The sequence below is a fragment of the Actinomadura sp. B10D3 genome, from assembly GCF_039871695.1.
GTDB classification, from domain to species: Bacteria; Actinomycetota; Actinomycetes; order Streptosporangiales; family Streptosporangiaceae; genus Spirillospora; species Spirillospora madurae.
The window spans coordinates 420,360-446,574 of record NZ_JBDPLY010000003.1 but is presented as its reverse complement, the minus strand read 5'-3'; the positions used below and the strand labels follow the sequence as shown (position 1 = coordinate 446,574).

Here is a 26,215-nt window from a genome sequence, read left to right as displayed (position 1 = left end):
CGCGGGCGCGATGCGCTCGTCCACGATCCTCCTCACCGGCCGGGCTCAGCCCGGCTCCGGCACCTCGACCACGACGTTCGTCGACTTCACGACGGCGTCGGCGACGACGCCCGCCTCCAGGCCGAGGTCGTCCGCCGCCTCGCGGCTCATCAGCGACACGACCCGGAAGGGGCCCGCCTGGATCTCCACCTGCGCCATCACCCCGTCCCGCACGACCTCGGTGACGATCCCCCGCAGCCGGTTGCGCGCCGAGGAGAACCGCTCGGCCTGGTCGGACGGCCCGCCGCCGCGCGCCTGCTCGCGCACGAAGGCCGCGAGGTCGGCGCCCGGCACCCGCCGGTGCCCGTGCTCGTCCCGGGACGCGGGGAGCCGCCCTCCGTCCACCCAGCGGCGGACGGTGTCCGCGCTGACCCCGAGAAGCGCCGCGGCCTCGCCGATCCTGAACGTCGTCACACGGCCAAGCCTAGCCATCCGCAGATGCGAGGGAAAGACGCGGTTCTCGCCAGGATGTGCGGATCTCTCCGCGTGATGACCTGGCATATGCGTCCACCGGGAGGCCGGGTCAGCACACCTCCAGCAGCACCTCGGCGATCATGCCGAGGTTGGCCGCGTCGACGAGCCGCTCCCGCCTGATCCGCCCGAACCCGGTCACCTCGACGTAGGTGCGCTCGCCGTCGGCGGCCACACCATGCGGCCCGGCGGCCCGGAGCCGGTCCGCCTCGGCCGCGGTGATCTCGGCGGAGAACAGGTGCGCGCGGTGCGCGGACGGTGTAGTCGTCGTAGCGGCCGTGGCGGTGCTCGGGGACGAACACCACGAGCCGTCCGGGGCCGCGCCACCGTCCGCGCAGCTCGGCGACCGCGTCCGGCCGCCACGAGGGGACCTCCGGCGAGCGGGGGGACGGCCCGGCGAGGAACACCGCGGCGTCCCAGTGATCCGGTGGCTCCTCCCGCGCGTAGACGACGGTGATGTCACCTTCCATTCGCCCTTGCCCCTCTCCGACCGTGTGGACCGCCTTGCTCCGGGTAAAGCCTGATTCAAACCAGAATCACCCGCCCGGTCAGGAGGATCGATCATGACTGGGACCATGCGAGTACCACGCTCCCGGGGCGCCTTCTGTGGGTTCCTGCTGGTCCTGCTGGGCCTGTGGGGCGCGCTCCTGCCCCTCGCGGGGCCCTATTTCGACTTCGGGTTCGCACCGGACGACCCCTGGGTCTACAACACCGACCGGCTCCAGCTCAGCATCGCGCCCGGTGCGGCCGCCGCGCTGGGCGGGCTGATCGTGCTCCTCAGCGCCAACCGCGCCTCCGGGATGGTCGGGGCCTGGCTGGCGGCGCTCGGCGGCGCCTGGTTCGCCGTCGGGACGTCCGTCGCGACGCTGTGGGACGTCCCCGGCGTCGGCGCGCCGCTCGGGACGGAGGAGGCCCGGCGCCTCGGCGAGCAGCTCGCCGGCTTCACCGGGCTGGGCATCGTCGTCGTGTTCCTCGCCGCGCTCGCGCTCGGGCGGTTCGCCGTGGCCGGCGTCCGGGACCAGGAGCCGCTGGACGAGGAGCCGGTGTTCACCGGCGCGAACAGCACGCAGCCGCTCGTCTACGGCCGCTACGCGCGGGAGAACCCGCCGGGGCACGGTCCCCCGCCCCCGGGCGACCAGCCCGTGGCGGGCGACACGCGCTTCGACCGCTAGCGGTTCCAGCGGCGCATGTTGCGGACGGCCTTCGTGGTCTCGTAGCTGCCGCGCTCGTCGTCGGTCCGCACGTCGTCGCGGTCGGTGAACATGGCGATGAAGGCGACCAGCAGGCCGACGCCGCCGATCCACGGTTCCCGCCAGGCGAAGCTGAGCGCCACGCAGACGCCGGCAACGGAGATCAGCAGCAAGAGCTTCACGTCGCACCTCTCGGCCCGCGCCCCGGTGTCCGGGAGGCCCCGGACGAGAGCAAGTGTCCGTTCCACGACGCCGCGAGTAACGGAAGACTTACTCGGGCCCGCAGAGGCATCCTGACATGCCGCGGCCCGCCCGGGAAAGATCCCCGGCGGGCCGCGTGCGGGATATTTCCGCTACTTCTTCGCCTTGCCGCGCTTCTCGCGGATCTTCATCGCGATGTCGAGCGGCGTCCCGGCGAACCCGAACTCCTCCCGCAGCCGCCGCTCGATGAACCGCCGGTAGCCCTCCTCCAGGAACCCCGACGTGAACAGCACGAACCGCGGCGGCCGCACCCCCGCCTGCGTCGCGAACAGCACGCGCGGCTGCTTGCCGCCGCGCACCGGATGCGGGTGCGAGTTCACCAGGTCGGCGAAGAACTGGTTCAGCTTGGACGTCGGGACCCGCGTCCCCCAGCCCTCCAGCGCCGTGTCGATCGCCGGCACCAGCTTCTCCATGTGCCGGCCGGTCTTGGCCGAGATGTTCACCCGCGGGGCCCACCGCGCGTTGTGCAGCTGCCGGTCGATCTCGCGTTCCAGGTAGTGGCGGCGCTCCTCGTCCAGCAGGTCCCACTTGTTGTAGGCGATCACCAGCGCCCGGCCCGACTCGACCACCATCGAGATGATCCGCAGGTCCTGCTCGGCGAGCGGCTGGTCGGCGTCCACCAGCACGACCGCGACCTCCGCCCGCTCCAGCGCCGACTGCGTGCGCAGCGTCGCGTAGAAGTCGGCGCCCTGGTTCTCCTTGTGCCGCCGCCGGATCCCCGCGGTGTCGATGAACCGCCACGTCCGGCCGCCGAGGTCGATCAGCTCGTCGACCGGGTCGCGGGTCGTGCCCGCCACCGAGTCCACGACCGCGCGGTTCTCCCCCGCCAGCTTGTTCAGCAGGCTCGACTTGCCGACGTTGGGACGGCCCAGCAGCGCCACCCGGCGCGGCCCGCCCACCTCGCCGAACGTCTCCGCCGGCGGCTCCTCCGGCAGCGCCTCCAGGACCGCGTCCAGCAGGTCGCCGCTGCCGCGCCCGTGCAGGGCGCTGACCGGGTGCGGCTCGCCGATGCCGAGCGACCACAGCAGCGCCGCGTCCGACTCGGCGCCCACGTCGTCGACCTTGTTGGCGACCAGCACCACCGGCTTGCCGGACCGGCGCAGGATCTCCACCACGGCCTCGTCCACGTCGGTCGCGCCCACGGTCGCGTCCACCACGAACATCACGACGTCGGCGAGGTCGACCGCCAGCCGCGCCTGCTCGGCGATCGCCGCGGCCAGGCCGGAGGAGTCCGGCAGCCACCCGCCGGTGTCGACGACGGTGAACCGGCGGCCGCTCCAGGTCGCGTCGTAGGCGACCCGGTCGCGGGTCACCCCCGGCACGTCCTCCACGACGGCCTCGCGGCGGCCGAGGATCCGGTTGACGAGGGTGGACTTGCCGACGTTCGGCCGCCCCACCACCGCCACCACCGGCGCCTGGCCCTCGTCCGCGGCGACGTCGTCCACCACGTCGACGGTCTCGATCTCGTAATCGCTCACTGCTCACTCATGCTCTTTGGCGAGGCGGACGACCGCCTCGATGACCTCGGCCAGGCTCAGCTCGGTCGAGTCGATCTCGTGCGCGCCCGCCGCCTTCGTCAGCGGCGACGCCTTCCGGGTCGAGTCGAGCCGGTCCCGCCGCGCCTGCTCGGCCTGCGTGACCGTCACCGACGCACCCGGATCGGCGGCGAGGTCCTTGGCCCGGCGCGCCGCGCGGGCCTCCTCGCTCGCCGTCAGGTACACCTTCACCGGCGCGTCCGGCACGACGACCGTGCCGATGTCGCGCCCCTCCACCACGACGCCGCCGGCCCCGATGATCTCCCGCTGCAGCTCGACGAGCCGCGCCCGGACCGCCGGGACGGAGCTGACGGCGCTGACCGCGTTCGTCACCTCGCGGGTGCGGATCGGGCCGGACACGTCCGTCCCGTCCACCGTGATCGTGGGCCCGTCCGGGTCGGTGCCGGACACGATCCGCGGCTCCGCCGCGCGGGCCGCGACGGCCGCGCCGTCCTCGACGGGCACGCCGTGCTCCAGCATCCACCACGTCATGGCGCGGTACATCGCGCCGGTGTCCAGGTACCGGAGCCCGAGCGCGCGGGCGACGCCCTTGGACGCGCTGGACTTGCCGGACCCCGACGGGCCGTCCATGGCGATGACGAGCGGCACGGTCGTTCCCTCTCTGATCGTCACGAAGCGGGCGGCGCTCGTCGTCGCGCGGCGCGCGGGTCCCCCGGGACAAGCTCCAGCGAACCAGGCTACCGGCCCCAGCACACCATTACGGTCGCCGCAGACCGCCGCCCAGGCTCCGAGCTCAGCCGGGTACCGACCAGCCGCGGGCGCGGAGTTCGGCGGCGAGGCGTTCGGCGGCCTCCGGGACGACCGTCAGCTCCAGCACGCCCAGCGGGCGGCCGGGCGAGTGCTCGATCGCCACGTCCTCGATGTTGACCTGCGCGATCCCGGCCGCCTGGAAGATCATCGCCAGCTCGCCCGGACGGTCCGGGATGACTACCTGCACGGTCGCGTAGGCGGGCTGGTCGCCGCCGTGCTTGCCGGGGATGCGGCCGCGGCCCGCGTTCCCGCGCAGCAGCAGGTCGGCGACGTGCGCGGCGGCCTCGTCGCTCCCGTCGCGCAGCAGCGACGCGGCCACCGCGAGGTCGGTCGCGACGGCCTCCAGCACGTCCGCGACGGGCTGGGAGTTCGCCGTCAGGATCCCGATCCACAGCCGCGGGTCGCTCGCCGCGATCCGGGTGACGTCCCGGACGCCCTGCCCGGCGAGGCCCAGCGCCACGTCGTCCGCGCCGGTCAGCCGGGCCGCGACCGCGGCCGACACCACATGCGGGCCGTGCGAGACCATGGCGACGGCCCGGTCGTGCTCGGCCGCGTCCACCTCGACCGGCATCGCGCCGCACGCCTTGGCCAGCGCGGTGACGGCGGCGACGGTCTCCGGCGTCGCCTCCGGGGTCGCGCACAGCGCCCACGGGCGGCCGAGGAACAGGTCGGCGCGCGCCGCGCTCGGCCCGGACCGCTCGCTGCCGGCCAGGGGATGCCCCGCCACGAACGTCGTCAGGTCGCAGCCCAGCTCCGCCGCCTGCGCCAGCGGCAGCGCCTTCACGCTCGCCACGTCGGTGTAGGCGGTGGCCAGGCCGCGCTTCTGCGCGTCCAGCAGCGTCACCGCCACCGCCGCCGGCGGCACGGCGAGCACCGCCAGGTCGGCGGGCTCCTCGTGCGCCCCGTCGGGCAGCGCCTCGCCCGCGCCGAGCTCCACCGCCAGCGCCAGCGCCGCCGCGTCCCGGTCGGTCAGCAGCACCTCGGCGCCTTGCTCACGCATCGCCAGCGCGATCGATGTCCCGATCAGTCCGGTCCCGACCACGACGATGCGCCGGGCCACCACGTCCTCGCTCACGCCGGTCACCCTACTTGCCCGGCGCCACCGAACGATGTCACGGCGCTACTGGGCTATGTCGAGCCGCAGCGCCGTCGCGCCGCGCAGGTACACGTGCTGGACGTCCGAGCGGGGTCGGTCCGTCTCGATGTGCGCCATCAGCCGGATCACCCGCGGCAGCGAGCCGGGGACGCCGATCTCCGTCGCGCACAGCAGCGGCACCTCGTGGAAGCCGAGCTTGCGGGCGGCCAGCGCCGGGAACTCCGCGGTGATGTCCGGCGTCACCGTGAAGATCACGCTGATGACGTCGTCGGTGGTCAGCCCGTTGCGGGTCATCACCTCCGCGACCAGCTCCGTCGTCGCCTCCAGGATCTGGTCCCGGACGTCGGCGTCGATCTGCGTCGCTCCCCGGACCGCGCGTACCGCCACAGTCGCCTTCCTTTCCACACCCGGTGTCCGTTTACAGCCCGACCGTCTTGTACAGCTCCCCGATCTCCTGCACGCTCAGCGCCCGCATCCCGCCCGGCTTCAGCGAGCCCAGGCGGATCGGCCCGAACTCGATGCGGGCGAGCTGCTGGACGGGGAAGCCGACCTCCTTGAGCAGGCGCCGCACGATGTGCTTGCGCCCCTCGTGCAGGGTGATCTCGACCAGCACGCGCCGGCCGACCTGGTCGAAGACGCGGAACCGGTCGGCCTTCGCCGGCCCGTCGTCGAGCGTCACACCGGCCTTCAGCCGCCGGCCGAGGTCGCGCGGGATCGGCCCGTGGATCTCCGCCAGGTAGGTCTTGGCCACGCCGTAGCTCGGGTGGGTCAGCCGGTGCGACAGCTCGCCGTCGTTGGTGAGCAGGATCAGGCCCTCGGTGTCGGTGTCGAGGCGCCCGACGTGGAACAGCCGCTCGGGCACCTCCACGTAGTCGGCGAGGGACCTGCGGCCCCGCTCGTCCGACATCGTGGACACCACCCCGCGCGGCTTGTTGATCGCGTAGTACCGCATCTCGGACCGGGTCTCGACCCGCTTGCCGTCCACGTGGATGACGGCGCGCTGCGGGTCGACGCGCTCACCGAACCGGAACACCTTCTTCCCGTTGACGGTGACGCGGCCCTCGCCGATCAGCTCCTCGCAGTGGCGGCGGCTGCCGATCCCGGCCTCGGCCAGGACCTTCTGCAGCCGCACGCCCTCGTTCTCGGTCACGTGTCCTCAACTATCTCTTCCGGAAGGTCATCGGGCAGGTAGGGGGCGAGCTCGGGCAGCTCGTCGAGGTCGCGCAGGCCCAGCCTCTCCAGGAAGTACCCGGTGGTCCGGTACAGGTGCGCCTGCGACTCCGGGTCCTGGCCGGCGTCCTCGATCAGGCCGCGCAGCGTCAGCGTGCGCATGACGCCGTCGCTGTTGACGCCGCGGATCGCCGACACGCGGGCCCGGCTCACCGGCTGCCGGTAGGCGACCACGGCGAGCGTCTCCAGCGCGGCCTGGGTCAGCCGCGCCTGCTGCCCGTCGGTGACGAACCGCTCCACGACCGGGGCGCACACGTCCCGGGTGTAGAACCGCCAGCCTCCGGCGACCTCCCTGAGATCGAACCCGCGCCCCTGCTCGGTGTATTCCGCGGCGAGCTCCCGCAGCGTCTCCGCGATCTCGCCGCGCGGACGCTCCAGCAGCTCCGCCAGCGCCATCTCGGTGACGGGCTCGTCCACCACCAGCAGGATCGCCTCGATGGACGCCCGCAGCCCGGGGAGCTCCGGCGCGCCCGCGCCGGGTTCCTCAGTCATCGTCTCCCTCGTCCTTCCGGCTCTTCTCGTCGTCCTTCGCGGGCGCGCCCTCGTAGTCGTCGCCGACCTCGACGTCGCCCTCGTCCGTGCCGGTCCACGTGATGTGCAGCTCGCCGAGGGGCTCCAGCTGCTCGAACGTGACCGCCTGCTCCCGGTACAGCTCCAGCAGCGCCAGGAACCGCGCGACCACCTCGTAGGTGCCCTCCGCGTCGGACGCGATGACGCGGAACGTCGTCCTGCGCAGCCTGCGGAGCCGCTCCACGACGATCGCGGCCTGCTCCCTGACGCTGGCCTTCGGCTGGTACATGTGCTCGACCGACACCGCCGGCGGCGCCTTCGGGGTCAGCGCCTTGACGGCCAGCCGCGCGAACTCGTCCGGGCCGAGACCGAGCAGCACCTCCGGCAGCAGGTTCGCGAACCTCGGCTCCATCGGCACGAGGCGCGGGTAGCGCCGGCTCGCGTCGGCGATGTGCCCGGCGATGACCTGCGCGACCTCCTTGTAGGCGCGGTACTGCAGCAGCCGCGCGAACAGCAGGTCCCGGGCCTCCAGCAGGGCCAGGTCCTCCTCGTCGTCGACCTCGCCGGACGGCAGCAGCCGGGCGGCCTTCAGGTCCAGCAGGGTCGCGGCGACGAGCAGGAAGTGGCTGGCCTGGTCGAGGTCCCAGTCGGCGCCGTGCGAGCGGATGTGCGCGATGAAGTCGTCGGTGACCTTGTGCAGGGACACCTCGGTGATGTCGAGCTTGTGCTTGGAGATCAGGCCGAGCAGCAGGTCGAACGGGCCCTCGAAGTTGTCCAGGTGGACGCGGAAGCCCTGCTCCTGCTCGCTCTCCTGCCCCGGTTCCGGCGACGTCTCGGCCACGTCGCTCACGGTAGCGGAGGACTCCTCCCGCGCTGTGCTCACCGGCCCCATCGTCCCATGCCCGGTGGGTCCCCCGCGCCACGGACGATCACGAGCGGTGACGGGCCGCCCGGCGCTACCGTCCGGTCAGCCGCTGGACGATGCCCTCCACGTGGGCGCGGTCGAAGGTGCCGGACGGCCCGCTGATCTGCACCTGGCCTCCGGTGATGGCCTGGGTCACCTGCGCGGGCTCCGACACGAGGCCCCCGCCGACGAGCATGCCCATGCGCCCGGCCGGCTGCCGGGAGGCGGCCGCCGCGGCGGCCTTGCGGGTGAGCTCGGCGAAGCCGGGCGCGTCCGCGGAGGTCAGGGTGATCTGGACGACCCAGCCGGGGTTGCCCTTCGCGGGGTCGGGGCCGACCGCCTGCACGGCCTCCAACCTGCGCACGATCAGCTCGTACTCGCCGAACGTGTAGCAGGAGCGGGCGCCGGTGACGGTCACCGCCCCGCCCGAGCACGGCGGCGGAGACTCCTTCTCGACCAGCGCGAACGTCAGCGGCACGCGCAGGTCGACCGGACCCGACGAGGCGAGCGGCTGGGGCTCGTCGCCGTCGCCGCCGGTGGCCACGAGGTAGCCCACGACGACCGCGACCAGCAGGATGAAGCCCACGATCACGGCGCCGACCACGATCAGCGCCGCCCCCGGCCCGCCCGCGGGCGGCGGGGGCGGTGGCGGTGCTCCGGGCGGCGTGTCATGGGGAGAGGGCGGGGGATGACCCATGTGCGCTCCGTCGCTCAGGGGGTGCCGGACGGCCTCAGGCGGCCTGCTCGGCCCACCTGATGAGCACCTCCCGCGCCAGGCTCCGGTACGCGTTCGCGCCCATCGAGCTCGGGTCGAAGAACGTGATCGGCTCGCCGGCCACGGTCGCGTCCGGGAACCGCACCGTCCGGTTGATCACGGTGTGGAAGACCTTGTCGCCGAACGCCTCGACGATCCGGCCGAGGACCTCCCGGGTGTGCAGCGTCCGCGAGTCGTACATCGTGCCGAGCACGCCGTCGATCACCAGGTTCGGGTTGATCCGGCCCTGCACCTTCTCGATGGTCTCCATCAGCAGCGCCACGCCGCGCATCGCGAAGTACTCGCACTCCAGCGGGATCAGCACGCCCTCGCTGGCGGCCAGCGCGTTGACGGTGAGCAGGCCGAGCGACGGCTGGCAGTCGATGAGGATGTAGTCGTAGTGGTCGACGGCCGACTTCAGCGCGCCCTGCAGGATGTACTCGCGGCCCACCTCGTGGACGAGCTGGACCTCGGCGCCGGACAGGTCGATGTTGCTCGGCAGCAGGTCCATCCCGTCGACGCCGGTCTCGATGACGATGTCCTCCCACTCGGTGTCGCGTTCGAGCAGCAGGTTGTGGATCGTCACGTCGAGCTGGCGCGGGTCGCCCTTGCCGAGGCCGACCGACAGCGCGCCCTGCGGGTCGAAGTCGACGAGCAGGACGCGGCGGCCGTACTCGGCCAGCGCGGCGCCCAGGTTGATCGTCGTGGTGGTCTTGCCGACGCCGCCCTTCTGGTTGCAGACGGCCACGATCCGCGCAGGCCCGTGCTCGTCGAGGGGTTCCGGTTCAGGGAACACCGGCACGGGTCGCCGAGTAGGCCCGAGGGCCCGGCTCGGATCGGTCTCTATGGTGGCGGAGGAAAGGACTCCATCCGCACCGTCAGTGCTGGTCACCAGATCCCTCCCCGGCGGCCCGGAAATGCCATCCAGAACGGGGACTCTAGGGCCGTCGACCTCGTCGCTCAAGCCGACGCGCGCCGAACGTCGGGATTTGTCGGCGCGGCGAACCGTCCGGTTCGTCCCTCGGTGCGCCGCTCCCGGGTCAGGTCCGCGCCCGCGGGTGCGAGGTGGCGTAGACCTCGCGGAGCAGCTGGACCGTGACGAGGGTGTAGACCTGCGTGGTGGTCACCGAGGCGTGGCCGAGGAGCTCCTGGACGACGCGGACGTCGGCGCCGCCGTCCAGCAGGTGGGTGGCGAACGAGTGCCGCAGCGTGTGCGGGGACACCTCCGACAGCTGCGCCCGGTCGGCCGCAGCGCGCAGCACCATCCACGCGCCCTGCCGCGACAGCCGCCCGCCGCGCGCGTTGAGGAACAGCGCCGGGCCGCCCCGCCCGGCCCCGGCCAGCTCGGGCCGGGCCCGCACGAGGTAGGCGTCCACGGCCTCGCGGGCGTAGTCGCCGATCGGCACGACCCTGGCCTTGCCGCCCTTGCCCGCGACGCGGGCGAACCCGTCGCGCAGGTCGAGGTCGTCGACGTCCAGGCCGACGGCCTCGGAGATCCGTGCGCCCGACCCGTAGAGCAGCTCCAGCAGCGCCCGGTCGCGCAGCCCGCGCGCGCTGCCCGGGTCGCCGGACGGCCCGGCCGCCGCGGCGAGCAGCCGCTCGACCTCCGCCAGCGAGATCGCCTTCGGCAGCCGGCGCGGCGGCGTCGGAGGCTTGACCTCGTGCGCCGGGTCGGTCGCGGCCAGGCCCTCCCGCAGCGCGAACCGGTGCAACCCTCGGACGGCGACGAGCGCCCGCGCCGCCGAGCCCGCCGACAGCGGCGGATGGTCCAGGTCGCCCTCGCGCAGCACCACCAGGAACGCCCGGACGTCGTCCTCGGCGACCTCGCCGATGGCCGCGCGGCCCCGGCCGTCCAGCACCTGGGCGTACCGGCGCAGGTCGCGGCGGTAGGAGCTGAGCGTGTTGGCGGCCAGGCCCCGCTCGACCGCCAGGTGCCCGAGATAGGCGCGGACGGCCGCGTCGACCGCGGGGCCCGCGGCGCCGGCCGCGACCCGCGTGCTGCTCCTGGAGGACGGGCTCGGGGACAGTGCGGCACCTCTTCCGGCCGTGGGCTCCGGGGACCCGCCCATCATGCCCCCTCCGGCGGCCGGAGGGGGACCTCATCCGGGGCTCAGTGCTCCGGCGCGTCGACCGGGCGCAGATCGGCGTACCCGGAGTCGCGCGCCGCGCGCACCGCGAGGACCCCCATGCAGGCGATCATGTTGTGCAGCTCGCCCGCGAACACCTTGCGGACCGCTTCCTCCAGCGGCACCCACACGACCGGCATATCGGCCTCCTCGTGGATCCGCTCGAAGTCGATCTGGTCGGCGGGCACCTCGGTGAGGCCCCGCGCCAGGAAGATCCGGACACGTTCGTCGGCCATGCCGGGCGAGGGGTACACGTCGAGCAGGGTGTCCCAGCGCTCGGCGCGGTACCCGGCCTCCTCCAGCAGCTCCCGCTCGGCGAGCTTGTGCAGCGGCTCGCCGTCCACGTCCCGCAGCCCGGCCGGCGCCTCCCACAGCCGCCGCGCCACCGGGTGCCGGTACTGGCGCAGCAGCAGCACCCGGTCGCGGGCGTCGACGGCGATGACCCCGACGGAGCCGATGTGCTCGATCACGTCGCGGCGGACGACCTCCACACCGTCGCCGCCCGGCATCTCCACCTGGTCGACGCGGACGCCGAAGACGCGTCCCTTGTAGGGCGTGGACGACTCGACGACCGTCCAGCGCTCGGGACGGTCGCGGACGTCGTCCGGGCCGAGCTCCTCGCCGCTCATGACGTGGCCACGGTCCCCGTCCCGCCCTCGCGCGCCTCGGCGTAGTCGAGGGCGGCGGAGATGAGACCGGTGAACAGCGGGTGCGGCCGGGTCGGGCGGGACCGGAACTCCGGATGCGCCTGCGTCCCGACGAAGAACGGGTGCTGCTCGCGCGGCAGCTCGACGTACTCGACGAGCCGGCCGTCCGGCGACAGGCCCGAGAACCGCAGCCCCGCCTCCTCCAGCCGGTCGCGGTAGGCGTTGTTGACCTCGTAGCGGTGCCGGTGCCGCTCGGACACCTTCGCCTCCCCGTACAGCTCCCGGACCACGGACCCCTCGGCGAGGTCGGCCGGGTACAGGCCGAGCCGCATCGTGCCGCCCATGTCGCGCTCCCCCGCGACGACGTCGAGCTGCTCGGCCATGGTGGCGACCACGGGATGCGCCGTCGTGGCGTCGAACTCGGCGCTGCCCGCGTCGGTCAGCGCGCAGAGCGTCCGCGCCGCCTCGATGACCATGCACTGCAGCCCGAGGCAGATGCCGAGCAGCGGGACCCGGTTCTCCCGGGCGTGCCGGACGGCGCCGAGCTTGCCCTCGATCCCGCGGACCCCGAACCCGCCCGGGACGAGGACCCCGTCCACGCCGTCCAGCTCCCGCTTGGCGCCCTCGGGCGTCTCGCAGTCATCGCTCTTCACCCAGCGGATGTGCACCTTGGCGTCGTTGCCGAACCCCCCGTGCCGCAGCGCCTCGGTGACCGACAGGTACGCGTCCGGCAGATCGATGTACTTGCCGACCAGCGCGATCGTGACCTCGCGGGCGGGCTTGTGGACGCGGCGCAGCAGCTCGTCCCACGACCCCCAGTCCACGTCCCGGAACGGCAGGTCGAGGCGGCGCACCACGTAGGCGTCCAGCCCCTCCGAGTGCAGCACCTTCGGGATGTCGTAGATGCTCGCGGCGTCCACCGCCGACACGACCGCCTCGCGGTCCACGTCGCACATCAGGCTGATCTTGTGCTTGAGCCCGTCGGTGATCGGCCGGTCGGACCGGCACACGATCGCGTCGGGCTGGATGCCGATCGAGCGCAGCGCCGCCACCGAGTGCTGCGTCGGCTTCGTCTTCAGCTCCCCCGACGGGCCGATGTAGGGCAGCAGCGACACGTGCAGGAAGAAGCAGTTCTCCCGCCCGATCTCGTGCCGGATCTGCCGCACCGACTCCAGGAACGGCAAGGACTCGATGTCGCCGACCGTCCCGCCCACCTCGGTGATGACGACGTCGACCTCGCCGTCCTCACCCATCCCGCGGATCCGGTCCTTGATCTCGTTGGTGATGTGCGGGATCACCTGCACCGTGTCACCGAGGTACTCCCCGCGCCGCTCCTTGGCGATCACGTTGGAGTAGACCTGCCCGGTCGTGACGTTCGCGGACCCGTGCAGCTCGGTGTCCAGGAACCGCTCGTAGTGCCCGATGTCCAGGTCGGTCTCGGCACCGTCGTCCGTGACGAACACCTCACCGTGCTGGAACGGGTTCATCGTCCCGGGATCGACATTGAGGTACGGGTCGAGCTTCTGCATGGTGACCCGCAGGCCGCGGAGAGCGAGAAGCCGCCCAAGACTGGACGCCGTCAGTCCCTTGCCGAGGCTGGAGGCGACACCGCCGGTAACGAAGAGATGCTTGGTAGGACGCGGCCTACCAGTGGCTGCCGAAGGCAAGAAGAGACTCCCGTGGTCGTTGCGAGGCGGACACGCTCACTGTCCACGGGCCTCTAGCTTATTGCATTTCTCTCCTCCCTCGGGCCTGGCGGCCCTCTATCGTCGAGAAACGCGTGCGATCGCTGCATCGCTCCGACTCGCCTAGCGGCTCGCTGCTGTCTTTATGGCAGTGCCCTCCTCCTTCGGGCCTGGCGGCCCTCCATCGTCGGGCACCGCGGGCGATCGCTGCATCGCTCCGGCTCGCCTAGCGGCTCGCTGCGCGATCAGAGTCTCGCTTCGCTCGCCCCTGCCTTCGGACGCGATCGCAACCGTTCCGGTTGTTGCGGGGTTGCTGTGGTGGCTGATGTCTGCGCGCCCCCGCCCACCTCACTTGGCTGAGCACCCCCCGCCACGCTCTTGGCTGGGGCCCCCGACGCTCTCGGACGGGCACGACTCGCAAGGCTCCTGCGTGACTTGACCCACAGCGCTCCGCGAAAGCACGCCCCCACGATGCCCTTGAACAAGCCCTATCCACAGCGCTTCCAGGGGGGCCAGCCTCCTAGGGCTCTTCGTGAACACGACCGCGGCGCTCGTGGGTGAGCGCCATTCGCCACGTTCCCGGGTGAACCGGCTCGCGAGACCCTCGGGTCAGCGCGGCCCATGACGCTCTTGGACGTGGACGATTCGTGCGGCTCTTGGTGGTGGGGGCCGAGGTTGTGCGCGGAGCTCAGTGCGTGACCTGCGGGTCGGGCGGCCGGAGGGCGCTCTGGCGCCCGGAGGTCGCCCGACCCATCGGGCGGGAGGCCGTTTCGCGAGACGCGCCAGCGGATCGGGAAACGGCCTCCCGCCCGTGACGGGGGTCAGGGGGTCGTCCCCCTATAGGCGAGGCGTGGCCGCCGTCGGCATGATCGTGCGCAGTTGCCTCGTCAGCTCGTCGATCAGGCTGCGGGCCTGGTCGGCGGCCTGGCGGGCGGCGTCGCGCTCCTGGGAGAGTTCGGCGATCTGGGCGCGCTGCTCGGTGACGGCCTGGGCGAGCTGGTCGACCCACTGGTCGCGTTCGGCGAGCTTCTCGGCGACGGCGTCGCGTTCGGCGGCCAGCTGGCGCATCGCGGCGACGGTCTTGTCGCGTTCGCGGCCGGCCTGGTCGGCGCGGCCGCGGGCGAGGGTGAGCTCGGACTCGGCGCGGGCCTGCGCCTGGACGGCGGCCTCCCGGTTCCGGTCCGCGGTGTCCCGCGCCTTGGCGGCGGCGTCGCGCTCCCGCTCGGTCTTCTTGGCGGCCTCCAGCGACTGCGCGGCGGTGTCGAGGGCCTGCTGGCGCTCGGCCTCGGCGGCGTCGGCACGGGCGACGGCCTCCTGGACGCGGCGCTCGGCCTCCTGCGCCCGCCGCTCGGCCTCCTGCGCGCGGCGCTCGTTCTCCTGGGCGCGGCGTTCGGAGACCTCGGCGCGGCGGCGGCTCTCCTCGGCCTCCTTGCCGGTGGCGGCGACGGCGTGCTGGAGGTTCTGCGCGGTCATCTCGGCGTCGGTGACCTTGGCGCGCAGCTGCGACAGCTCGGCGTGCGCGGCCTCCAGCGCGCGGGACAGTTCGGCGGCCTGCTCGGCGACGCGGTCGCGCTCGGACTCGGCGGAGCGGCGGCCGCCGACGGCGTCCTCGACGGCGCGCAGGGCGTCGTCGCGGGCCTCGCTCATGGCGTCGCGCTGCTGGATCGCCTGGCGGACGGTGGCCTCGGCCTCGGCGACGCGGCGCTCGGCCTGCTCGACCTGGGCCTGCACCTGCTCCAGCTGCGCGCGCGCCTGGTCGGCCTGGGCGCGGGCCTGGTCGGCCTGGGCGCGTCCCTGCTGGGCCTGGTTCCAGGCGGCGGCGGCGTCGCGCTGCGCGTTCTCCTTCTCGGTCTGGAGCGCGGCGATCTGCGTGACGGCCTCGTTCTGGACCTCGGCGGCCTGGCGCTCGGCCTCGACGGCGCGGCGCTCGGCCTGCTCGGCCTGGCCGCGGGCACGCTGCACCTCGCCCCAGGCGGCCGCGGCGTCGCGCTGCGCCGACTCCTTCTCCTGCTGGATGGCGGCGACCTGCGACGCGGCCTCGTTCTGGGCTTCGGCGAGGCGGCGCTCGGCCTCGACGGCGCGGCGGTCGGCCTGCTCGGCCTGGCCGCGGGCACGCTGCACCTCGCCCCAGGCGGCGGCCGCGTCGCGCTGCGCCGACTCCTTCTCCTGCTGGATGGCGGCGACCTGCGAAGCCGTCTCGGTCTGCGCCTCGTTGACCTTGCGCTCCCCCGCGGCGAGCGCGTCGCCGATGAGGTCGGCCATCTGGCGGAGCCGCTCGACGATGTCCCAGGGCTGGGCCTCGTGCTGCTCGACGTCGGGGCGCACGATCTCGCCCGTCCGGGCGTGCGGCGCCTGCGGCGCCTGCGGGCCGGGCTTGGACATCTGGATCGGCTGCTGGGCGGCCGGCAGCGCCTGGGGGGCGCGGTTCGGGTCGCGTCCCATGGCGGGCCAGGGGCCGGCGGCGTCCGGGACGCCGCGGGAACCGCCCGATCCGTTCAGCTCGCTCACCGGTCTCCTCGCCTCCCGGGCGGGGGCACAGCGGCCGGCACGGCACCGTTCACCCTGCTCGTCACTTCGCTCACGTGTCTCCTCGCCCGGCGGCGCGCGGCCGCGTTCGCGGGGGTCGATGTGCTCATCTCGTTCGCTCCGCAGCCGGCCCTGTGGCTCCTCGCTTCGCTCACTAGAGGCACTCTAGTCCCGACCAGCGGAACGTTTGCCCAGTTTGGGGTTTACTTTCTCGACTCTCGCGCGGTGTTCCCGCACGCCGGACGCCTGTTGGCGGCGCGCGGCCCGCCGGACGGTGCCGTGGGTCACACCGCTGCGGGACGGGGCCGTGGTGGGACAATCGCGCCCCATGGAGCTTCGCACCCTGTATCCGCCGATCGAGCCGTACGATTCCGGGCTGCTCGACGTCGGCGACGGCAACCGTATCTACTGGGAGGTCTGCGGGAATCCGGAGGGCAAGCCCGCGGTCATGGTGCACGGCGGGCCGGGCGGTGGGTGCAGCCCCGCGCACCGCAGGCAGTTCGACCCGGAGGCGTACCGGATCGTGCTGTTCGACCAGCGCAACTGCGGGCGGAGCGAGCCCCACGCGAAGGACCCGGAGGTGTCGCTGGAGGCCAACACCACCTGGCACCTCGTCGCCGACATGGAGCGGCTCCGCGAGCACCTCGGCATCGAGCGCTGGCTGGTGTTCGGGGGGAGCTGGGGCAGCGCGCTGTCCCTGGCGTACGCGCAGACGCATCCGGAGCGGGTGAGCGAGCTGGTGCTGCGCGGCATCTTCATGCTGCGGCCGTTCGAGCTGTACTGGTTCTACCAGGAGGGGGCGTCGCTGCTGTTCCCCGACCTGTGGGAGAAGTACGTGGAGCCGATCCCCGAGGACGAGCGCGAGGACCTCATCTCGGCGTTCCGGGAGCGGCTGGAGTCCCCCGACCGGGAGGTGCGGGTCGCGGCGGCGAAGGCGTGGGCGACGTGGGAGGGCTCGACGCTCACGCTGCGGCCCGATCCGGAGCTGGCCGGCGGGTTCGGGGAGCCGGACTACGCGGTGGCGTTCGCCCGCATCGAGAACCACTACTTCGTCAACGAGGGGTTCTTGGAGGAGGACCAGCTGCTCCGGGACGTCGACAAGATCCGGCACATCCCGGCGGTCGTCATCCAGGGCCGCTACGACGTCTGCACTCCGGTCGCGACGGCGTGGGATCTGCACCGCGCGTGGCCCGAGGCGGAGTTCCACATCGTCGACGACGCGGGACACGCCTACAGCGAACCGGGGATCCTGCACCGCCTCATCGAGGCGACCGACCGCTTCGCCGGGAAGGGTTGACGCCGCCCGCGGTCGAATCGGTTGCACCCTAATACGGCGGACTGATGTCCGGAAGGCGGCCGGGGGCGGACTTCGGGGTCCGGCCCCGGCCGCCGCATGTGCGGCCCGAAACCCCCGATTTCTTACCTGACAGCAAGCAAGCTCTTACCTCTGTGCCATGGACCTCACGCCTTGAAGGTGAGGAAACCAGGCCGCCCAGAGCCCGCATCGACGCGTTGTCCCCCACTCGTCCCAGGACGCCCGCGAGCGGACGACCTCCGGAGACGCGACGTGACGCCCGCCGCACGCATCCAGTTGACAACGAATCTGAGTGACTTACCTCACACAACCGATACCAAAACGCGCCCTCAGACCGGCGGCCGAACATTAAGGTGACGTTCAGGAAACGTCCCGGACGCTTCCGCGGCGCACCCGGCAGTTACTCCTGCGTATCACCGGGAAAAGCGCACGACGGCCCGGGCAAAGCCCGCCGGAATTGCACCAAAATCCGCAAAGCCATTAACCATACCCACTGGCGGTCGGGGCTAAACATCACGCAGATAACAATCATCTGCGATCACCGGTCGAGATTCGCTAAGTTGCCTGGACATGGCAGCGCAACCCCTGGAATCACCGACCGGACGCCCCGATGGAAACGAGACGAACGCGGAAGTGGCAATCCAGGAGCCGAGCCTCACCGACGGCCCGCAGCTTTGGCGGCTCGCCCGGGACTCACGTGTCCTGGATGTCAACTCGCCGTACAGCTACACGCTTTGGTGCCGTGATTTCGCGGACACGTCCGTGGTGGCGCGCGACGGCGCGGGCGCCTGCGGGTTCATCACCGGGTACGTCCGGCCGTCCCGCCCGGACACGTTCTTCGTCTGGCAGGTCGCCGTCGACCACGACCATCGCGGCCAGGGACTCGCCCGCCGGATGCTCGACCGCCTCGCCGACCGGCTCGCCCCGCGCGGGCACCGGTACATGGAGGCGACGGTCACGCCGGCGAACACGGCCTCGACAGCGATGTTCGCATCGTTCGCCCGGGACCGCGGCTGCGAGCTAGCCCGCAGCCCGCTGTTCGGCGCGGAGCACTTCCCCGAGGGGGGACACGAGCCCGAGGTGCTCTTCAGGATCGGCCCGATCACCGGCGCGCACTGACCGACCGACCCCGTTCCCACCCCCTGCCCGCTCCCACCCCTACCTGCCTGGAGGCAGACATGGACGTCTTCGCCCGCCTGGAATCCGAAGTCCGCGGCTACTGCAGAAGCTGGCCCACCGTGTTCACCACCGCGCGGGGCAGCCACATGACCGACGAGAACGGTAAAACCTACCTTGATTTCTTCGCCGGCGCCGGGACGCTCAACTACGGGCACAACAACCCTCAGCTGAAACGCCGGCTGATGGATTACCTCGCCAGTGACTCGGTCGTGCACAGCCTCGACATGTACACGACCGCCAAACGCGAGTTCCTGGAACGATTCAACGAGTACATCCTGAAGCCGCGCGGCTTCGACTACAAGGTGCAGTTCCCGGGCCCGGCGGGCAACAACTCGGTCGAGGCGGCCCTGAAACTCGCGCGCAAGTACACCGGCCGCGAGACGGTGGTCAGCTTCACCAACGCCTTTCACGGGATGACGCTGGGCGCGCTCGCCGTCACCGGGAATTCGATGAAGCGCACCGGGGCGGGCGTTCCGCTCGGGCACGGCGTGGCGATGCCGTACGACAACTACCTCGACGGCAGGACGCCCGACTTCCTGCTCTTCGAGACGATGCTGGACGACAGCGGCAGCGGCCTGGACAAGCCCGCCGCCGTGATCGTGGAGACCGTCCAGGGCGAGGGCGGCATCAACGTCGCCACCGCCGAGTGGCTGCGCGGCCTCCAGGACCTGTGCCACCGGCACGACATCCTCCTCATCGTCGACGACGTGCAGATGGGCTGCGGCCGCACCGGGCCGTTCTTCAGCTTCGAGGAGGCCGGGATCACCCCGGACATCGTCTGCCTGTCCAAGTCCCTCAGCGGCTACGGGCTGCCGTTCGCGGTGACCCTGATGAAGCGCGACCTGGACGTGTGGGACCCGGGCGAGCACAACGGCACCTTCCGCGGCTTCAACCCCGCGTTCATCACCGCCGTCGCCGCGATGGAGGACTACTGGACCGGCGACGACATGGAGAAGGAGACCGTCGCCAAGGGCCAGCAGGTCCAGTCGGCGCTGGAGGAGATCGCGCTCGCGCACGCCGGCGCGATCAGCGGCGTCCGCGGCCGCGGCCTCGCGTGGGGCCTGGTGATGAACGACGCCGACATGGCACCGGAGGTGTGCTCCGAGGCGTTCGCGCGGGGGCTGCTGATGGAGACGTCCGGCCCGGAGGGCGAGGTCGTCAAGCTGCTGCCGCCGCTCACCACGACGGAGGCCGAGCTGGGCCGCGGCCTGGAGATCATCGCGGACTCCATGGAGGCCGTCCGCCAGAAGGTCACCGTCTGAACACCCCCGGGCACATCTGAAAAGAGGAGAGTCATGATCGTTCGTTCCCTTGGGGAGATCATCGGCACGGAGCGCGACGTGCAGGCGCCGACCTGGTGCAGCCGGCGGTTCGTGCTGGCCAAGGAGGGCGCCGGGTTCTCGCTGCACGAGACGATCCTGTACGCGGGGACCGAGACGAAGATGTGGTACGCCAACCACATCGAGGCCGTCTACTGCGTGGAGGGCCAGGGCGAGCTCACCAACGACGAGACGGGCGAGAAGCACAAGATCGAGCCGGGCGTGATGTACCTGCTCGACGGACACGAGCACCACACCCTGCGGGCCCACACGGACGTGCGGACCGTCTGCGTCTTCAACCCCCCTTGCACGGGGCGGGAGGTCCATGACGAGAACGGTGTCTACCCGCTGCTGACCGAGGAGGACGCATGAGCATCATCGAGTCCCATCCGACCATCGACGACGCATACCCGACCCGGAAGTCCACCGAGGCGGCGCTGCTGTACCGCCAGGACCCGGTCGTGCACGGCGATGCGCAGGACGGGCCGATCGACGCCGCGACGCTCGACTCCTTCGAGGCCAACGGGTTCCTGTCCGTCGACCAGCTGCTCGCCCCGGAGGAGGTCGAGGACTACCGCGCCGAGCTGCGCCGGCTGTCGTCGGACCCGCAGGTCCTCGCCGACGAGCGCACGGTCACCGAGCGCGGGTCCGACGAGGTCCGCTCGATCTTCGAGGTGCACAAGATCAGCGAGGTGTTCGCCGAGCTCGTGAGCGACCCCCGCGTCGTGGGCCGGGCCAGGCAGATCCTCGGCTCGGAGGTTTACGTCCACCAGAGCCGGGTGAACTACAAGCCAGGGTTCACTGGCAAGGACTTCTACTGGCACTCGGATTTCGAGACCTGGCACGCGGAGGACGGCATGCCCCGGATGCGCGCGGTGAGCATAAGCATCGCGCTCACCGAGAATTTCGTGCACAATGGCGGGCTAATGATCATGCCTGGCTCGCACAAGACCTTCGTGGCCTGCGTCGGGGAGACGCCGGACGACCACTACAAGGAGTCCCTGCGCGGACAGGAAGTCGGCACGCCCGACCCGAACAGCCTGTCGATCCTGGCCGACAAGCACGGGATCGAGCTGTTCACGGGCCCCGCGGGCTCGGCGACCATGTTCGACTGCAACTGCATGCACGGCTCGAACGGGAACATCACCCCGTTCCCGCGATCCAACGTGTTCATCGTGTTCAACAGCGTGGAGAACACCTGCGTCGAGCCGTTCTCGGCGCCCGCGCCCCGTCCGACGTTCATCGGCGCGCGTGACTTCACTCCCGTCGGCGCCGGGGGCGCCGAGGGAGGCCCGGTCGGCGCCTGACCGAACACAACAATTCGATAACCCCGACCCACCCGCTCCGCGCCCGCGGGGACCCTGACCGGTCCCCGCGGGCGCGGAGCACACCCATCCCAGGAGTTCAACGATGACTTCCTCAAGACGCGACTTCCTCCGTACCGCCGTTCTGCTGTCCGCCGCGGTGCCGCTGGCCGCGGCGGGCTGCTCCACGACGGATCCGGAGGAGGAGAAGGCCGGCGGCGGCACGCTGGAGAAGGCCAAGAGCGCCGGCACGATCACGGTCGGGTTCGCGAACGAGGCCCCCTACGGCTACACCGACAAGTCCGGGAAGCTGACCGGCGAGGCCCCCGAGCTCGCCCGCGTCATCTTCAAGAACCTCGGCATCAACGACATCAAGGGCGTCCAGGTCGACTTCGGCGGGCTCATCGCCGGGCTGAACGCGAAGCGGTTCGACGCGATCGCGGCCGGCATGTTCATCACGCCGGAGCGGTGCGCCTCGGCGGCGTTCGCCAACCCCGAGTACGTCGCCAAGAGCGCCTTCATGGTGCCCGAGGGCAACCCGAAGGGCCTGAAGGCCGCCGAGGACCCCGGCAAGAAGGGCGTCAAGGTCGGCGTGCTCACCGGCGCGGTCGAGGCCGGCTACGCCGAGAAGACGGGCGTGAAGAAGGGGAACATCAAGACCTACGCCGACCAGGCGAGCGCGTTCGAGGGCCTCAAGGCCGGGCGCATCGACTGCATCTGGCTGACCCGCATCTCGCTGGCCGACCTGCTGACCAAGCACCAGGGCGAGGGCTTCGAGGTCACCGAGGCGTTCACGCCCGTGATCGACGGCAAGGAGCAGCTCGGCGCCGGCGCGTTCGCGTTCCGCAAGGCCGACGGCGACCTGCTGAACGCCTGGAACGGGGAGCTCGCCAAGCTCAAGCAGGAGAACAAGCTGCTGCCGATCCTGCAGCCGTTCGGCTTCACGCAGGCGGAGATGCCCGCCGCCGGCGACACCGCCGCCAAGTTCTGCCAGGGCTGACCTGTGTCCGATGTCCTCGACAGCTATCCCCAGTGGCTGGACGGGGCGTGGGTCACGATCCGGCTCACCCTCCTCGGCGGCGCGCTGGCGCTGGTGCTCGCGCTGATCTTCGGGATGGCGGGCACGTCCCGCCACGCGGGGGTGCGGGTACTGAACCGGGTGTACGTGGAGTTCTTCCGCGGCAACGCCACGCTGGTGCTGCTGTTCTGGTTCTTCTACGCGCTGCCCCTCATCGGCCTGCGCTTCACCACGACGTTCGCGGCCGTGCTGGCCCTCGGCCTGAACGTCGGCGCCTACGGCGCGGAGGTGGTCCGCGGCTCGATCAACGCCGTCCCGAAGGCGCAGTACGAGGCCACGGTGGCGCTGAACTTCACACCGGTCCAGCGGATGCGGCGGGTCCTGCTGCCGCAGGCCTTCGCGCTGATGCTGCCGCCCTTCGGCAACCTGATCATCGAGCTGATGAAGGGCACGGCCATCGTGTCCCTGGTCGGCCTGGTCGACCTGACCCGCGTCTCCAAGAACATCCAGGGCAGTACCGGTGAGACCGTCGCGGCGTTCTCGGTGGTCCTCGTCCTGTACTTCGTGATCGCGCAGCTGCTGCAGCTGTTCGTCCGCTACGCCGAACGGCGCGTGGACCGGATGCTGGGCCGCAGGCTGCCGAGCGAGCCGTCGCTCGGGACCATCGCCGCCGGCGCACCGGGAGCGGGGGTGGGCAGCTGATGAACTGGGACTGGCAGTACTCCGGCGACATCCTGCCCGACCTGCTGGACGGGTTGCGCTACACGGTCATCGCGACCCTCGCCGGCTACGTGATCGCGCTCGTCCTCGGCCTGGTGTGGACGCTGCTGCGCCGCACCCCGAGCCGGGTGTTCAACCAGACGATCCGGTGGATCACCGAGTTCATCCGGTCGACGCCGCTGATCCCCCAGCTGTACTTCGTGTTCTTCGTCCTGCCCGCGTGGGGCGTGACCATCGGGTCGCTCACCGCGGGGATCATCACGCTCGGGATCCACTACTCGACCTACACGGCCGAGGTGTACCGCGCCGGGATCGCCGACGTGCCGAAGGGGCAGTGGGAGGCGTGCACCGCGCTGAACCTGCCGCGCTCGCGGGTGTGGCTGGACGTGATCCTGCCGCAGGCGATCCGGCGGGTGATCCCGACCCTCGGCAACTACCTGATCGCGATGTTCAAGGACTCGCCGATGCTGCTGGCGATCAACGTCTCGGAGCTGCTGTTCACCGCGTACCAGGTGGGTTCGCGGTCGCTGCAGTTCCTGGAGCCGATCACGATGGTCGGCCTGTTGTTCGTCATCGTCAGCGTCATATCCTCGATACTCGTCCGCCGCTTGGAGAGGCGTTATGCCACCAACTGACACGACACCGGACGCGCCCTCGCCGAACGACTCCGAGGGCGGCGCCGAGAAGAAGGACGCCGCCTCCGGGCAGGGCGTGTCCACCGAGAAGGGCGGCCCTGTGAAGGGCGGCGGCGAGAAGGCGGGCGTCACGAAGGGCGAGGCCCCCGTGGAGCTGCCGCACGGCGAGGCGCCGGGCATCCGCTTCGAGAAGGTCATCAAGCGGTTCGGGTCGAACGTCGTGCTCCGCGAGCTGAACTTCACCGTGGAGCCCGGCGAGCGCGTGACCCTCATCGGGCCGAGCGGATCGGGCAAGACCACCATCCTGCGGCTGCTGATGACCCTGGAGAAGCTCGACGAGGGCCTCATCTGGATCGGCGACGACACGCTCTGGCACGAGGAGCGGGGCGGCAAGCGCGTCCCGGCCGGCCAGAAGCACCTGCACGAGATGCGCAAGCAAGTCGGCATGGTGTTCCAGCAGTTCAACCTGTTCCCCAACATGAACGTGCTGCGCAACCTCACCGAGGGGCCGGTGCGCGTGCTGGGGGTGTCCAAGGACGAGGCGGTCGAGCGCGCCAGGGGCCTGCTCGACTTGGTCGGCCTGGCGGACAAGGAGAACGCGCATCCGACGCAGCTGTCCGGCGGGCAGCAGCAGCGGGTGGCGATCGCGCGGGCGCTCGCGATGCAGCCGCGCGTCCTGCTGCTGGACGAGGTCACCTCGGCCCTGGACCCCGAGCTCGTCGTCGGCGTCCAGGACCTGCTGCGCGACATCGCCCGGCAGAGCGACCTCACGATGCTGTGCGTCACCCACGAGATGGGCTTCGCGAAGGACATCTCCAACCGGGTCCTGATGTTCGACCAGGGCCAGATCGTGGAGGCGGGACCGCCGGACCAGATCTTCGGCGAACCCTCCGAGCAGCGCACCCGGGACTTCCTGCAGGCGGTCCTCGCGTCCTGAAGGAGCCCGAACCCGCGTCGCCCGCGTCCCCGTCGCCCCGGGGACGCGGGCGACCTCGTTCTCACGCGGGACCGACGCTCGGGCACACCCCGCCGCGGACAGCGGCGGGGTCAGGTCATGATGCCCGGCCAGGCGGAGGACGTGAGGTCTGCCCAGCTCGGGGCCTCCGGGCCGATGCCGTACTGGCGGGCGAGTTCGGCGGTGAACGTGCCCAGCGGCGCCTTGGCCGGGTTCGCGGTGATCTGGTCGAGGATGAGCGCGGTGAGGCCGCAGTCCTGTTCGAGGCGGGGTTCGGGTCGCCGGTGACGCTGCGCGCCCATTTCGCCCGCCGGGTCGGCGCGTCCCCGCTGGCGTACCGGAGTGCGTTCCGGGCCCGTCCGGACGCTTGATCGCCCCCACCGGAGCGTCTACCGAACGCGATTCTGTACCGTGGCGCTTACGGACGAGGAGAGCGAGGCGATGGGCACTTCGATCGTGGGGCTCGGGATGACCGAGCTCGGCAGGGTCTACGGACGGAGCCCGCGGCGGCTCGCCGCCGACGCGGTGCGGCTCGCCGCCGCCGACGCGGGCCTGGCGCTCGGCGACCTGGACGGGCTGCTCGTCAGCCACGGCATGGGCGGCTCCCCCGGCATCGAGCTGGCCGACACGCTGGGGCTGCGCGACCTGCGGATGCTGTCACTGGTCAACGCCTACGGCGCCACGGCCGGGGCGATGGTGTCGTACGCGGCCATGGCGGTGCTGAACGGGACGGCGACCACCGTCGCGTGCGTGTTCGCGGACGCGCCCTTGAAGCCGAAGCAGTCCGCGGGTTCGGCCTATAACCGGGACGCCCCGGCGGGGTCCGGGGTCGCTCCCGGGAAGGCGGAGTGGTACGGGTTCGGCGGGATGACGGCGGCGCTCGGGCTGCGCAGCGTCAACTCCCACTACGCCCTCGCCGCGCAGCGGCACATGGCCCGGTACGGGACGACGAGTGAGCAGCTCGGCGCGATCGCCGTGTCGACCCGCGCCTGGGCCGTCCGCAACCCGCTCGCCCAGATGCGCGAGCCGATCACGCTCGCGGACCACCAGAACTCCCGCTGGGTGTCCGAGCCGCTGCACCTGCTGGACTGCTGCCTCGTCTCCAACGGCGCCGTCGCCGTCATCGTGACGAGCGACGACCGGGCGCGCGACCTCGCGCGCCCGCCCGTGCACCTGTGGGGCTGGGGACAGGGGCATCCGGGGCATCGCAAGGAGCGCGGGAGCGACTTCGGCCTGACGACCGGTGCCGCCGCGTCCGGGGCGGCGGCGATGAAGATGGCCGGGATCACCGTGACCGACGTGGACATGTGCGAGCTGTACGACTGCTACACCTACACCGTCCTCGTGTCTCTGGAGGACTACGGGTTCTGCGGCAAGGGCGAGGGCGGCGCGTTCGCGGCGTCCGGCGCCCTCGGGCCCGGCGGGTCGCTGCCGACCAACACCGGCGGCGGGCAGCTGTCGGCGTACTACATGTGGGGCATGACGCCGCTGTCGGAGGCCGTGATCCAGGCGCGCGGCGACGGCGGGGAGCGGCAGGCGCCGTCCAACGACGTGATCCTCGTCAGCGGCAACGGCGGGATCCTCGACCACCACTCCACGCTGATCGTCAGCCCGCACCGGAAGGAGTCCTGACCGTGGAGATCGGCATCCTGCGCCGGGACGGCCGGACCGACCCGTTCTTCGACGGGACCGCCGCCGGCCGGCTCGTCATCCGGCGCTGCGCGGCGTGCGACCGCTGGTTCGCGCCGGACGCGTCCGGCTGCCCCGGCTGCGGCGAGGAGGACCTCGCCTGGGCCGACGCGAGCGGCGAGGCGTCGCTGGTGACCTGGACCGTCCTGCCGAAGGACCCTCCCGCCTACCTGGCGCTGGTGGAGCTGGCCGAGGGCCCGTGGATGCACACGCGCCTGGACGGCGTCTCCCGCGGCGACCTGCGCGAGGGCCTTCCCCTGCGCGCCGCGTTCGTGCACCCGGACGAGGGCGAGTCGTACGTGCTGTTCCGCCCCTAGACCGAATAGCGTTCGGTCC

General features: G+C 71.8%; 29 protein-coding genes. 12 read left to right on the top strand and 17 right to left on the bottom strand.

The genetic code is table 11. The features are described from left to right. Window positions 1–45: 45 nt before the first annotated feature. Both ABGB11_RS08220 and ABGB11_RS08215 read right to left on the bottom strand, forming a co-directional pair. On the bottom strand, window positions 46–453 hold the full coding sequence (locus tag ABGB11_RS08220) for a helix-turn-helix domain-containing protein (RefSeq protein ID WP_347630452.1): 408 nt from the start codon (window positions 451–453) through the stop codon (window positions 46–48). 109 nt (window positions 454–562) lie between these two features. Then, on the bottom strand, window positions 563–685 hold the full coding sequence (locus tag ABGB11_RS08215) for a hypothetical protein (RefSeq protein ID WP_347630450.1): 123 nt from the start codon (window positions 683–685) through the stop codon (window positions 563–565). Between the two features lie 388 nt (window positions 686–1,073). Between ABGB11_RS08215 and ABGB11_RS08210 the strand changes: the two genes are divergently transcribed. Continuing rightward, window positions 1,074–1,682, top strand: a complete 609-nt coding sequence (locus tag ABGB11_RS08210; protein WP_347630448.1) for a hypothetical protein — start codon at window positions 1,074–1,076, stop codon at window positions 1,680–1,682. Here the strand turns inward: ABGB11_RS08210 and ABGB11_RS08205 are convergent. The 14 genes from ABGB11_RS08205 to ABGB11_RS08140 all read right to left on the bottom strand — a co-directional run bounded on the left by ABGB11_RS08205 (window position 1,679) and on the right by ABGB11_RS08140 (window position 15,727). After that, complete coding sequence (locus ABGB11_RS08205; protein ID WP_347630447.1) at window positions 1,679–1,882, bottom strand: hypothetical protein; 204 nt, start codon at window positions 1,880–1,882, stop codon at window positions 1,679–1,681. The genes ABGB11_RS08210 and ABGB11_RS08205 overlap by 4 nt on opposite strands. 171 nt (window positions 1,883–2,053) lie before the next feature. After that, window positions 2,054–3,424, bottom strand: coding sequence for a ribosome biogenesis GTPase Der (gene der / locus ABGB11_RS08200; protein ID WP_347630562.1), 1,371 nt, complete (start codon window positions 3,422–3,424; stop codon window positions 2,054–2,056). Between the two features lie 18 nt (window positions 3,425–3,442). Continuing rightward, window positions 3,443–4,105: a (d)CMP kinase gene (gene cmk, locus ABGB11_RS08195; protein ID WP_347630445.1), complete on the bottom strand. Its 663-nt coding sequence runs from the start codon at window positions 4,103–4,105 to the stop codon at window positions 3,443–3,445. Between the two features lie 145 nt (window positions 4,106–4,250). Then, window positions 4,251–5,342 (bottom strand): prephenate dehydrogenase, encoded by a 1,092-nt coding sequence (locus tag ABGB11_RS08190; protein WP_347630443.1) that lies wholly within the window; start codon window positions 5,340–5,342, stop codon window positions 4,251–4,253. 45 nt (window positions 5,343–5,387) lie between these two features. Further along, window positions 5,388–5,750 carry a chorismate mutase gene (gene aroH, locus ABGB11_RS08185; RefSeq protein ID WP_347630441.1) on the bottom strand — a complete coding sequence of 121 codons (363 nt, stop codon included), beginning with the start codon at window positions 5,748–5,750 and terminating at the stop codon, window positions 5,388–5,390. A 31-nt stretch (window positions 5,751–5,781) separates the two neighbouring features. Continuing rightward, window positions 5,782–6,513 (bottom strand): pseudouridine synthase, encoded by a 732-nt coding sequence (locus ABGB11_RS08180; RefSeq protein WP_347630439.1) that lies wholly within the window; start codon window positions 6,511–6,513, stop codon window positions 5,782–5,784. After that, window positions 6,510–7,085, bottom strand: coding sequence for an SMC-Scp complex subunit ScpB (gene scpB / locus ABGB11_RS08175; protein ID WP_347630437.1), 576 nt, complete (start codon window positions 7,083–7,085; stop codon window positions 6,510–6,512). Before scpB ends, ABGB11_RS08180 begins: the two co-directional genes overlap by 4 nt. Next, entirely contained in the window at window positions 7,078–7,944 is an 867-nt protein-coding gene (locus ABGB11_RS08170; protein WP_347630435.1) for a segregation/condensation protein A, read from the bottom strand. The genes scpB and ABGB11_RS08170 overlap by 8 nt, the downstream gene beginning before the upstream one ends. A 115-nt stretch (window positions 7,945–8,059) precedes the next feature. Then, window positions 8,060–8,704 carry a hypothetical protein gene (locus tag ABGB11_RS08165; RefSeq protein WP_347630433.1) on the bottom strand — a complete coding sequence of 215 codons (645 nt, stop codon included), beginning with the start codon at window positions 8,702–8,704 and terminating at the stop codon, window positions 8,060–8,062. A 34-nt stretch (window positions 8,705–8,738) separates the two neighbouring features. Continuing rightward, a complete protein-coding gene (locus tag ABGB11_RS08160) occupies window positions 8,739–9,563 on the bottom strand; it encodes a ParA family protein (protein ID WP_347630431.1) in 825 nt (274 codons plus the stop codon). A 238-nt stretch (window positions 9,564–9,801) separates the two neighbouring features. Further along, complete coding sequence (xerD, locus tag ABGB11_RS08155; protein ID WP_347630429.1) at window positions 9,802–10,833, bottom strand: site-specific tyrosine recombinase XerD; 1,032 nt, start codon at window positions 10,831–10,833, stop codon at window positions 9,802–9,804. 38 nt (window positions 10,834–10,871) lie between these two features. Then, on the bottom strand, window positions 10,872–11,516 hold the full coding sequence (locus ABGB11_RS08150; RefSeq protein WP_347630427.1) for an NUDIX hydrolase: 645 nt from the start codon (window positions 11,514–11,516) through the stop codon (window positions 10,872–10,874). Next, a complete protein-coding gene (locus ABGB11_RS08145) occupies window positions 11,513–13,201 on the bottom strand; it encodes a CTP synthase (protein WP_347630425.1) in 1,689 nt (562 codons plus the stop codon). The genes ABGB11_RS08150 and ABGB11_RS08145 overlap by 4 nt, the downstream gene beginning before the upstream one ends. Before the next feature lie 855 nt (window positions 13,202–14,056). Further along, window positions 14,057–15,727 (bottom strand): hypothetical protein, encoded by a 1,671-nt coding sequence (locus tag ABGB11_RS08140; protein WP_347630423.1) that lies wholly within the window; start codon window positions 15,725–15,727, stop codon window positions 14,057–14,059. Between the two features lie 346 nt (window positions 15,728–16,073). Here ABGB11_RS08140 and pip point away from each other — a divergent pair, with 346 nt between their 5' ends. The 9 genes from pip (at window position 16,074) to ehuA (ending at window position 24,172) form a co-directional block, all read left to right on the top strand. Further along, a complete protein-coding gene (gene pip / locus ABGB11_RS08135; RefSeq protein WP_347630421.1) occupies window positions 16,074–17,042 on the top strand; it encodes a prolyl aminopeptidase in 969 nt (322 codons plus the stop codon). A gap of 651 nt (window positions 17,043–17,693) precedes the next feature. Beyond that, a complete protein-coding gene (ectA, locus tag ABGB11_RS08130) occupies window positions 17,694–18,179 on the top strand; it encodes a diaminobutyrate acetyltransferase (RefSeq protein ID WP_075019957.1) in 486 nt (161 codons plus the stop codon). Window positions 18,180–18,238: 59 nt separating this feature from the next. After that, window positions 18,239–19,501, top strand: a complete 1,263-nt coding sequence (gene ectB / locus ABGB11_RS08125) for a diaminobutyrate--2-oxoglutarate transaminase (protein ID WP_347630419.1) — start codon at window positions 18,239–18,241, stop codon at window positions 19,499–19,501. Window positions 19,502–19,534: 33 nt separating this feature from the next. Beyond that, window positions 19,535–19,930 carry an ectoine synthase gene (locus ABGB11_RS08120; RefSeq protein WP_347630417.1) on the top strand — a complete coding sequence of 132 codons (396 nt, stop codon included), beginning with the start codon at window positions 19,535–19,537 and terminating at the stop codon, window positions 19,928–19,930. Next, entirely contained in the window at window positions 19,927–20,865 is a 939-nt protein-coding gene (thpD, locus tag ABGB11_RS08115) for an ectoine hydroxylase (protein WP_347630416.1), read from the top strand. Before ABGB11_RS08120 ends, thpD begins: the two co-directional genes overlap by 4 nt. 103 nt (window positions 20,866–20,968) lie before the next feature. Beyond that, the gene (gene ehuB, locus ABGB11_RS08110) at window positions 20,969–21,862 is read left to right on the top strand and encodes an ectoine/hydroxyectoine ABC transporter substrate-binding protein EhuB (protein ID WP_347630414.1); all 894 of its coding nucleotides are present in this window, start codon (window positions 20,969–20,971) and stop codon (window positions 21,860–21,862) included. Between the two features lie 3 nt (window positions 21,863–21,865). Continuing rightward, window positions 21,866–22,582, top strand: coding sequence for an ectoine/hydroxyectoine ABC transporter permease subunit EhuC (gene ehuC, locus ABGB11_RS08105; protein WP_347630412.1), 717 nt, complete (start codon window positions 21,866–21,868; stop codon window positions 22,580–22,582). Beyond that, entirely contained in the window at window positions 22,582–23,235 is a 654-nt protein-coding gene (gene ehuD, locus ABGB11_RS08100; RefSeq protein ID WP_347630410.1) for an ectoine/hydroxyectoine ABC transporter permease subunit EhuD, read from the top strand. Before ehuC ends, ehuD begins: the two co-directional genes overlap by 1 nt. Further along, window positions 23,222–24,172 (top strand): ectoine/hydroxyectoine ABC transporter ATP-binding protein EhuA, encoded by a 951-nt coding sequence (gene ehuA, locus ABGB11_RS08095; RefSeq protein ID WP_347630408.1) that lies wholly within the window; start codon window positions 23,222–23,224, stop codon window positions 24,170–24,172. Before ehuD ends, ehuA begins: the two co-directional genes overlap by 14 nt. Window positions 24,173–24,282: 110 nt before the next feature. Here the strand turns inward: ehuA and ABGB11_RS08090 are convergent, their stop codons facing one another. Beyond that, complete coding sequence (locus ABGB11_RS08090) at window positions 24,283–24,492, bottom strand: hypothetical protein (protein ID WP_347630406.1); 210 nt, start codon at window positions 24,490–24,492, stop codon at window positions 24,283–24,285. A 139-nt stretch (window positions 24,493–24,631) separates the two neighbouring features. On the opposite strand from ABGB11_RS08090, the gene ABGB11_RS08085 reads away from it, so the two are divergent. Continuing rightward, entirely contained in the window at window positions 24,632–25,822 is a 1,191-nt protein-coding gene (locus ABGB11_RS08085) for a thiolase family protein (protein WP_347630404.1), read from the top strand. A 2-nt stretch (window positions 25,823–25,824) separates the two neighbouring features. Next, on the top strand, window positions 25,825–26,196 hold the full coding sequence (locus ABGB11_RS08080; RefSeq protein ID WP_347630402.1) for an OB-fold domain-containing protein: 372 nt from the start codon (window positions 25,825–25,827) through the stop codon (window positions 26,194–26,196). Window positions 26,197–26,215: the final 19 nt, after the last annotated feature.